The organism is Streptomyces sp. NPDC085481 (genome assembly GCF_044541845.1).
In the GTDB taxonomy this organism is placed as follows: domain Bacteria; phylum Actinomycetota; class Actinomycetes; order Streptomycetales; family Streptomycetaceae; genus Streptomyces.
The window spans coordinates 214,639-223,468 of record NZ_JBITTJ010000016.1; the positions used below are offsets into that span (position 1 = coordinate 214,639).

The 8,830-nt window shown below is 71.7% G+C and carries 6 protein-coding genes; 4 read left to right on the forward strand and 2 right to left on the reverse strand.

Annotated elements, in window-relative coordinates:
- Positions 1-316: 316 nt before the first annotated feature.
- From ACIGEZ_RS29410 to ACIGEZ_RS29425, 4 genes are all read left to right on the forward strand, one after another.
- Positions 317-1,411: a UDP-glucuronic acid decarboxylase family protein gene (locus ACIGEZ_RS29410; protein WP_399836881.1), complete on the forward strand. Its 1,095-nt coding sequence runs from the start codon at positions 317-319 to the stop codon at positions 1,409-1,411.
- A gap of 159 nt (positions 1,412-1,570) precedes the next feature.
- Positions 1,571-3,460, forward strand: a complete 1,890-nt coding sequence (locus tag ACIGEZ_RS29415; protein ID WP_399836883.1) for a glycosyltransferase family 2 protein — start codon at positions 1,571-1,573, stop codon at positions 3,458-3,460.
- 40 nt (positions 3,461-3,500) lie between these two features.
- Positions 3,501-4,526 carry a UDP-glucose 4-epimerase GalE gene (gene galE, locus ACIGEZ_RS29420; protein WP_399836886.1) on the forward strand — a complete coding sequence of 342 codons (1,026 nt, stop codon included), beginning with the start codon at positions 3,501-3,503 and terminating at the stop codon, positions 4,524-4,526.
- An 80-nt stretch (positions 4,527-4,606) separates the two neighbouring features.
- The gene (locus tag ACIGEZ_RS29425; RefSeq protein WP_399836889.1) at positions 4,607-6,043 is read left to right on the forward strand and encodes a UDP-glucose dehydrogenase family protein; all 1,437 of its coding nucleotides are present in this window, start codon (positions 4,607-4,609) and stop codon (positions 6,041-6,043) included.
- Between the two features lie 78 nt (positions 6,044-6,121).
- Here ACIGEZ_RS29425 and ACIGEZ_RS29430 read toward each other — a convergent pair whose 3' ends face one another.
- Positions 6,122-7,768 carry a right-handed parallel beta-helix repeat-containing protein gene (locus tag ACIGEZ_RS29430; protein ID WP_399836892.1) on the reverse strand — a complete coding sequence of 549 codons (1,647 nt, stop codon included), beginning with the start codon at positions 7,766-7,768 and terminating at the stop codon, positions 6,122-6,124.
- 291 nt (positions 7,769-8,059) lie between these two features.
- On the reverse strand, positions 8,060-8,830 hold a 771-nt coding region (locus tag ACIGEZ_RS29435), incomplete at its 5' end, for an ABC transporter permease (protein ID WP_399836896.1).

Sequence of the window (8,830 nt, forward strand, 5' to 3'; positions counted from 1 at the left end):
CTGCGAACGGGTCTCCGGAGGGCCGTCGCCCCCCCGTACGTCGCCCGGGCTCACACGTGCGTGTGACACGTTCCGATTACGCCGTTCGAAATCCGGAGTGTCCCGCAACTGGGCGCCGTCCTCGCGTGCGCCTCCCTGAGGCCCCCGCCGAACAGCCCAGTCCCCGATTTGCCTCCGCAGAAATGACTACGTATGGCCATATTCTCGTCCTGCGTTTCCGAGCTCTGCTTGTCGGCTCGTCCGGTCATCTGCAATCCGGCCGTTCACACGAGTGGGGCCGTGAGGTCATTCCGCATCTCATTTCCTGGAGAAATTCATGCGCGTTGCCGTGACCGGTGGCGGTGGATTCCTTGGGTCACACCTGTGCGAGGCGCTCCTGCGGCGCGGCGACTCGGTCGTGTGCCTGGACAACTTCTCGACCGGCGACCCGGAGAACATCGCACACCTGCTGTGCAACCCGGCCTTCGAATTCCAGCACGCCGACGTGAGCGTGTCCGTGGAGATCGCGGGCCGCGTCGACGCCGTCGCCCACCTCGCATCCCCCGCGTCCCCGCCCGACTACCTGCGGCAGCCGCTGGAGACCCTCGCGGTCGGCAGCCGCGGCACAGAGAACGCCTTGCGTCTGGCGCTGCGTCATGACGCCCGGTTCATCCTCGCGTCGACCAGCGAGATCTACGGCGATCCCCTGGTCCACCCGCAGGAGGAGACCTACTGGGGCAACGTCAACTCCCTCGGGCCGCGCAGCGTCTACGACGAGGCGAAACGATACGCCGAGGCGGTCTCCGCCGCGTACCGCCGCACGCACGGCCTCGACGTCGGCATCGCTCGGATCTTCAACACCTACGGGCCCCGGATGCGGCCGCACGACGGCCGTGTGGTGTCCAGCTTCCTCACCCAGGCCCTCACCGGTGAGCCCCTCACCATCTACGGCGACGGCCAGCAGACCCGCAGCTTCTGCTACGTCGACGACCTGATCCGCGGACTCCTCGCGCTCCTCGACTCCTCCGAGATGGGCCCGTTCAACCTCGGCAACCCGGTCGAGCGCACCGTCTCCGAACTCGCCGAGATCGTCCTGGAGATGACCGGCTCGCCGTCCGAGGTGAAGTACCACCCGCTGCCGGCCGACGACCCGGTCCGCCGCCGCCCGGTGATCACCCGCGCCCGCGACGTGCTGGGCTGGGAGCCGGAGGTCGACATCACCGAAGGCCTGCGCCGGACCGCCGCGTACTTCGGCGCCCGCCCGGACCGGCTCGGCGCGGCGGCCGCGGCGATCCGCGGCGGCCAGGACCAGACGGTCCCGCTGGCCACGGTGACGACCCCGGCCGCCACCCTGCAGTCGATCCCCGGCCCTGCCTCCGCCGCCACCGGCCTGGCCTCCGCCGCGCCAGGGGCGTCCGCCTCGGGCGCCTGATCCCCGCGCGCGGCAGGGCGGTCCGCCCAGGGCGGGTGACGGCGCCACGCTCGGGCGGTCCGCCTCGGGCGGGTGAGGGTGCGCCCGCCCCGCCGTGCCCCCGACGCCCGTTGCACCGACCCCCGGCCCGCTTTCGTACCACCTGGAGAACCCGCTGTCATGACGTCGCTGGAGCAAGCTCCCGTCCACCCGGCCGGGACCGTGCAGGATCCCCCGCTCGCCGCCCCGGCCCCCGGCTCACCGGAGGAATGGGACGCGCTGGGCGGGGAGATCCGAGCCCTGTCGAAGGGTGCGGTGGCCTCCATCGGCCCGGACGGCCCCGTCCTCGCGAGGCCGGCGCGCGGGCTCACCCACCTCCCCTCCGCTTCCGTGCGGGCGTTCTCGCGTTCCGACCGCGTCCTCGTTGTTCTGCTGTCCCTCGGCTGGACCGCCTGCCTGGTCTGGTTCTGGGCCTGGTGGCTCGAGCCCTCCCACCGCATCGGCTGGCTCGGCCTGGTCGTCAACAGCGCCCTCCTGCTGTACCTGACGTACCTGCCGGTGCACTTCCTCATCGCGCTGATCCGGATGCGACGCATCAATCCGGCCGTCGAAGTGCCCGCCCTCCGCACCGCGTTCGTGGTCACCCGCGCCCCGTCCGAGGGCTGGGACATCGCCCGTACCACCCTGGAAGCGATGCTCGACCAGGACTTCCCGCACGACTACGACGTCTGGCTGTGCGACGAGGACCCCAGCGAGGAGATCCTCGCCTGGTGCCGGACCCACGACGTCCACGTCTCCTGCCGGCGGGGCCGTCCCGACTACCATCGGTCCGACTGGCCGCGCCGCACGCGGTGCAAGGAGGGCAACCTCGCCTTCTTCTACGACCACTGGGGCTACGACCGCTACGACGTGGTCGCCCAGCTCGACTGCGACCACGTGCCGCGTGCCGGGTACCTCGCCGAGGTCGTCCGCCCCTTCGCCGACCCGGCCATCGGCTACGTCGCGGCCCCCAGCGTGTGCGACTCCAACGCCGACGGGTCCTGGGCGGCCCGTGGCCGGCTGCAGCGCGAGGCCATGTTCCACGGACCCGTGCAACTCGGCCACTCCGCCGGCCTCGGCCCCGTGTGCATCGGCTCGCACTACGCCGTCCGCACCCGGGCGCTGCGGGACATCGGCGGTATCGGCCCGGAGCTCGCCGAGGACTTCTCGACCAGCTTCCTGCTCACCTCCGCCGGCTGGCAGGGAGGGTTCGCGATCGACGCGGAGGCGCACGGCGAGGGCCCGCTCACCTTCGGCGCGATGATCACCCAGGAGTTCCAGTGGTCCCGGAGCCTGGTCGTGATGCTCCTGGGAATGCTGCCGCGCCACCTGGGCCGGATGTCCCCCAAACTGCGGGTGCGTTTCGCCACCGCCCTGATGTACTACCCGCTGCTGGCCATGGCCACCGTCATGGGCATCCTGCTGCCGCCGATCGCGGCGATCACCGGCGCTCCCTGGATCAACGTCAACTACCTCGAGTTCCTGGCGCACTTCTGGAGCATGTCCGTCTGGCTGGTCCTGCTGACCCTGCTCTGCCGCCGCCGCGGTCTGCTGCGCCCCAAGGACGCCCCGGTCTTCAGCTGGGAGATCTGGCTCTTCGGTCTCTCCCGCTGGCCCTACGTCGCCTGGGGCGTGCTGGCCGCGGTGACGCAGCGGCTGCGGCCCCGTCAGATCACGTTCAAGGTCACGCCGAAGAAGCGCGACGGCATGGAGCGGCTCGCGCTGCGCACGGTCGCCCCGTACCTGCTGATCACCACGTTCCTGTCGGGCTCGGCCCTCGTCGGCCAGTTCACCGGTCCCGCCGTCGGCTACGTGTTCCTGTGCCTCCTCGGCTCGGCCTCGTACACGGCCGTGACGCTCGCGATCGGCGCGCTGCACGTCAAGGAGACCGCGCGCGCGACCGGCGTCCCCGCGTCCCGCGCGCTGCGCACGGCCGCACTCCCGCTCGTCGCGGGACTGCTGACGCTGCTTCCCCTGGCGCTCGCGGTCGCCGTCTTCCCCACCTATCTCACCGGCTTCTACGCCTGGTGACGGCCCGCCCCGCGCGGCCGATCGAGAAATGAGGTTCCCCGTGCCCCAGACGGTCCTGGTCACCGGCGGCGCCGGTTTCATCGGCAGCCACACCTGTGTCGAGCTGCTTCGCTCCGGCCACGAGGTCGTCGTGCTCGACGACCACTCCAACAGCTCCCCCGAGGCCCTCGAACGCGTCGCGAAGATCGCGGGCCGCCCGATCGCCGCGGCCCACGTCGCGGACGTACGCGACCGGGGCTCCCTGGACACCGTCTTCGCGAGCCACCCGATCGACGCGGTCATCCACTTCGCCGCGAAGAAGGCCGTCGGCGAGTCGGTGCGGATCCCGCTCACGTACTACGACATCAACGTCGGCGGCACCACGGCCCTGGTCTCCGCGATGCACGACCACGGGGTGCACCGGCTGGTGTTCTCGTCGTCCTGCTCGATCTACGGCGACGCGACGACGGTGCCGCTGACCGAGGACTCCCCGGCGGCGCCCACGAACCCGTACGCCACCACCAAATGGACCTGCGAGCAGATCCTCGCCGACCTGTGCCGGCACATGCCCGGACTGCGGGTGCTGGCCCTGCGGTACTTCAACCCGGCCGGCGCCCACCCCTCCGGGCTGCTCGGCGAGGACCCGCGCGGCGTGCCGAACAACCTCATGCCGTTCCTCACCCAGATCGCCGTGGGCCGCCGCGACGAGCTCAGCGTCTTCGGCGACGACTACCCGACGCCCGACGGCACCGGGATCCGCGACTACATCCACGTCGTCGACGTCGCCGAGGGGCACCGCGCCGCTCTCGACCACATCGACGACGAGGAGCCCGGGATGCGGGTCTTCAACCTCGGCACCGGGCGCGGGGCCTCCGTCCTGGACCTCCTGCACACCTTCGAGGAGGTGTCGGGACGGCCGGTCCCGCACCGCATCACCCGGCGCCGGCCCGGGGACGTCGCGGAACTCGTCGCCGACCCGGCGAAGGTCACCGCCGCCTGGGGCTGGACCGCGCGGCGCGACCTTGCCGCGATGTGCCGCGACGCATGGAACTTCCAGCAGCAGAACCCGTACGGCTACGCACCCTGACCCGCCCCGCACACGCCGGGCGCACCCTTGGCCCCCTCGGCCCTCTCCCCACCTCCCCGCCCAGATCAGGAGATCAGCGCATGCGGTTGACCGTCATCGGAACGGGATACCTCGGAGCCGTGCACGCCGCGTGCATGGCCGACATCGGACACGACGTCCTCGGCGTGGACGTCGACGTCGAGAAGATCACGGCCCTCACCGAAGGCCGACCACCTTTCTACGAACCGGGACTCGACGACGTCCTGACCCGGGCCCTCGCCTCCGGGCGCCTCCATTTCACCACCAGCCTGCGCGAGGCGGCGGCGCACGGCGAGGTCCACTTCGTCTGCGTCGGCACCCCGCAGCAGGCCGGCTCGCAGGCGGCCGACCTGCGGTACGTGGACGCCGTCGTCGACGGGCTCGCTCCGCACCTGCCCGCGTCCTGCCTGGTGGTCGGCAAGTCCACGGTCCCGGTCGGCACGACCGACCGCCTGACCACCCGCATCGCGGGCCTCGCACCCGCGGGGGTGCGCGCCGAGGTGGCGTGGAACCCCGAGTTCCTGCGCGAGGGCTTCGCCGTCGAGGACACCCTGCGGCCGGACCGGCTCGTCGTGGGCGTGACCAGCCCGGAGGCCGACGACACCCTGCGCAGGGTGTACGCCCCGATGCTCGACGCGGGAGTCCCGTACCTCAGCACCGACCCCAACACGGCCGAGCTGGTGAAGGTCGCGGCCAACTCCTTCCTCGCCACGAAGATCTCCTTCATCAACGCGATGGCCGAGGTCTGCGACGCCGCGGGCGCGGACGTGGCCACCCTCGCCGACGCCCTCGGCCACGACTCCCGCATCGGCCGGCGGTTCCTCAACGCCGGCCTGGGTTTCGGCGGCGGCTGCCTGCCCAAGGACATCCGGGCGTTCACCGCCCGCGCACAGGAGCTCGGCGCGGGACCGGCGGTGGCGTTCCTCGACCAGATCGACGAGATCAACCAGCGCCAGCGGACCCGGACCGTCGCGTTCGCCCGCCGGATGGTCGGCGGCGACCTGACCGGCCGCCGGGTGACCGTCCTTGGCGCCACGTTCAAGCCGGACAGCGACGACGTACGCGACTCGCCGGCGCTCGCCGTCGCGGCCGCCCTGCACCGGCTGGGCGCCGACGTACGGGTCCACGACCCGGAGGGCGCCGCGAACGCCCAGCTCGCCCACCCGGAGCTGCGCTGCGGCTCGGACCTGCTCACGGCCTGCCGGGGTGCGGAGCTCGTCCTCCACCTCACCGAGTGGGGTCAGTACCGCGAGGTCGACCCGGACAAGCTGGCCCGCGTGGTCCGCGAGCCGCTCCTCATCGACGGGCGCAACGCGCTCCCGCACGACGAGTGGCGGGCCGCCGGCTGGACCGTCAAGGCGCTGGGCCGTCCCGCGCCGACGGACCGGAGGCCGTCCGCTCGGGCGGGCGAGCGGTTGAGGGCCACGATCGCGTCCCCGGCCACGGAACGCGACCGCGACGCGGCCGTCGCGTCGGTGCTGCCGGCCGGCCGGAGGTAGACCTGCTCAGGCACGCACCGGCTCTGCCCCGCTCTCCCGGCCGTCGACGGTGAGGACGGGGCAGAGCCTCGTACTCGGTCAGTCGGCGGCGGAGGGCTGCGCGGCCCCGACCGCCGGCGCCTGAGGCCGGCCGGGGAGCCGGTTGCCGAAGTAGTCGACGGGCCCCAGGTCGAAGCCCAAGGCCTGCGGGCCCAGGCCGGCGGGTACCGCACCCGCGCAACGCGGCACCAGGTGTCCGGCGCCAGCCCCGTCGGTGAGCGGGGCGTCCAGACCGTTCAGGCAGGGGTCGTCGTTCGAACCCGTCGGCTCGCCGTCGAGCATCTCCTGGCCGGCGGCGTTACGCCATCCGCCGAGCGTCGTGAAGCGCTGGGAGCCCCACCCCAGCACCCAACGGCCGGTGCTGTAGTAGTCGTTGCCCTGGAGCCGGAGGGTGCCGATGCCGTACCCCGACTGGGCATCGACCAGGGGGCCGCCGTCGGTCGCGAAGATGTTGTTGTGGACGCGCACGTCGCGCATGCCGTCGCGCAGCCGCAGCGCCGGCGGCCGGGTCCCCGCGACCTGCGCCGAGGGCAGCTCCTCCGTCCGCATGACGACCGTGTTGTGGTAGATGTCCAGGTTCTTCATACGGGTGCCGTAGGCGACGATGCCGCCGTACTCGGGCAGCTTCCGCGCGTCGTCCCAACTCATGTTGAAGCGGACGATGTTGTTCCTGTGAGCTCCCGTCGGATGCCCGGAGTAGACGAGGAAGCCGGGCCCGTCGTTGCCGTACGCGAGGTTGTACTGCATGACCGAGAACGACACGTTGTTGTCGAGACCGAATCCGCCGCCGTCGACGCGCGAACCGGTGCGGTTGCGGTACGACCTGTTGTTCTCCAGCACCACTCGGGTGGAGTCGTACGCCCAGATGCCCTCGGGTCCCTCCTCGGCATCGGGGGCGGACGCCGACCCGTTGTCGTGGGCCACCGAGCGCACGACCGTCGCGTCCCGGACGCTGCCGAGCGCGATGCCGCTGCCGGTGTTGCGCGCCCTGTTGTGCGGGTCACCGGCGTTGGCGTACGCCTTGACCCGGTCGATCCGGAGCTTCTCGTGCGCGTAGGCAGGGTGGGCGGCCACGAACTCCGGTCCGTAGAAGACGAGTCCGGCCTCGAGGTTGTGATGCACGGAGACGTCGGTGATCCGCACGTCGCTGAAGCCCCCGGCGGCGTCCTCCTCCGCGCCGACGCTGATCCCGTTCTGGAAGCCGCTCGCCTCCACGTTCGTGACCCTGACGTGGTCGAGCCGCCGGCCGCCAGGGAGGGTGTTGCGGAAGGCGATGCCGGCGCCCTCGCGAAGCGACGTGCGGTCACCGACCAGCGCGACGTTCCGGATCTCCACGCCGCCGGTGTCGTGCACGGTGATGCCGGATCTGCCGCGCGGAGCGATCGTGGCGCGACCGGTGCCGTACGACTCGATCACGACCGGCTTCTTCGCGCTGCCCGCCTCACCCTCCTCCAGGGTGAGGCTCCCCGGGAACCGCTCACCGCCCTCGAGCCGGAGCCGGTCACCGGGCCGGAAGCGCGCACCGTTCGCATGGTCGAGGGTCCGCCAGGGCTTCTCCGCCGACATGCCGTCGTTGTCGTCGTCGCCTTCGGGACTCACGTAGAAGGTGTACGGACCGCCGGTGGCGGGCCGGGCCGGCCGGTAGACCCCGGGCAGCACATCGCACCCTGTCACCAACAGCAGCACTGCGGCCGAGACTCCAGCGGCGGTCCTCGTCGTCCGGCTCCGCTTCACCGCGTTCAAGCGCACCCCTTAGGGACGTTCCCGTGCCGCATCAGGCACACAACGCCACAGGCTGCCAGAAAAGCCGCAGACGAAACGCCGACGAGGGCGCGGCATCCGAGTCACGTGTCCCCGCGCATCACGGCCGACAGCGGTGGAGAACAGCCGCAGGGCGGCGTGACGCCGACGCGGTGCCGGGGTACGCCGCCCTCGGGCGGGACGAGTTGCGGGAGGCGGCCCGGGCGGTCCTCCCGGCTACTTCGGATCGCGGTCGAACGCCGACTTCGACCAGAAGTAGCCGAGCACCGCGAGGCCCAGGCACCAGGCGACCGCGATCCAGCCGTTGTTGCCGATCTCGCTGCCGAGCAGGAGGCCGCGGAGGGTCTCGATGGCGGGGGTGAAGGGCTGGTACTCGGCGATCGGCTGGAACCAGCCCGGCATCGCGTCGACCGGGACGAACGCGCTCGAGACGAAGGGCAGGATGATCAGCGGCATGGCGTTGTTGCTTGCCGCCTCGGCGTTCGGGCTGACCATGCCCATCCCCACCGCGATCCAGGTGAGCGCGAGGGCGACGAGCGTCATCAGGCCGAAGGCCGCGAGCCACTCCAGGACGGTTGCGTCGGTGGAGCGGAAGCCGATGGCCACGGCGACGGCGCCGACGAGGACGACGCTGGCGACCGACTGCAGGACGCTGCCGACGACGTGTCCGATGAGCACGGACCCGCGGTGGATCGCCATCGTGCGGAAGCGGGCGATGATGCCCTCGGACATGTCGGTGGAGACGGAGACCGCGGCCCCGATCACGGTGCCACCGATGGTCATCATCAGGATGCCGGGTACGAGGTACGCGATGTACCTGGACCGGTCGGCGCCGCCGCCCATGCCGGCGCTCATCACGTCGCCGAAGATGTAGACGAAGAGCAGCAACAGGATGATCGGCGTCAGCAGCAGGTTGAGGGTGAGGGACGGGTAGCGCCGGGCGTGCAGGAGGTTGCGGCGCAGCATCGTGGTCGAGTCGCGGACGGC

What these genes read in the sequence shown, in the direction of transcription:
- ACIGEZ_RS29410 (WP_399836881.1), top strand. Translation starts at nt 317, where the DNA reads ATGCGCGTTGCCGTGACCGGTGGCGGTGGATTCCTTGGGTCACACCTG.
- ACIGEZ_RS29415 (WP_399836883.1), top strand. Translation starts at nt 1,571, where the DNA reads ATGACGTCGCTGGAGCAAGCTCCCGTCCACCCGGCCGGGACCGTGCAG.
- ACIGEZ_RS29425 (WP_399836889.1), top strand. Translation starts at nt 4,607, where the DNA reads ATGCGGTTGACCGTCATCGGAACGGGATACCTCGGAGCCGTGCACGCC.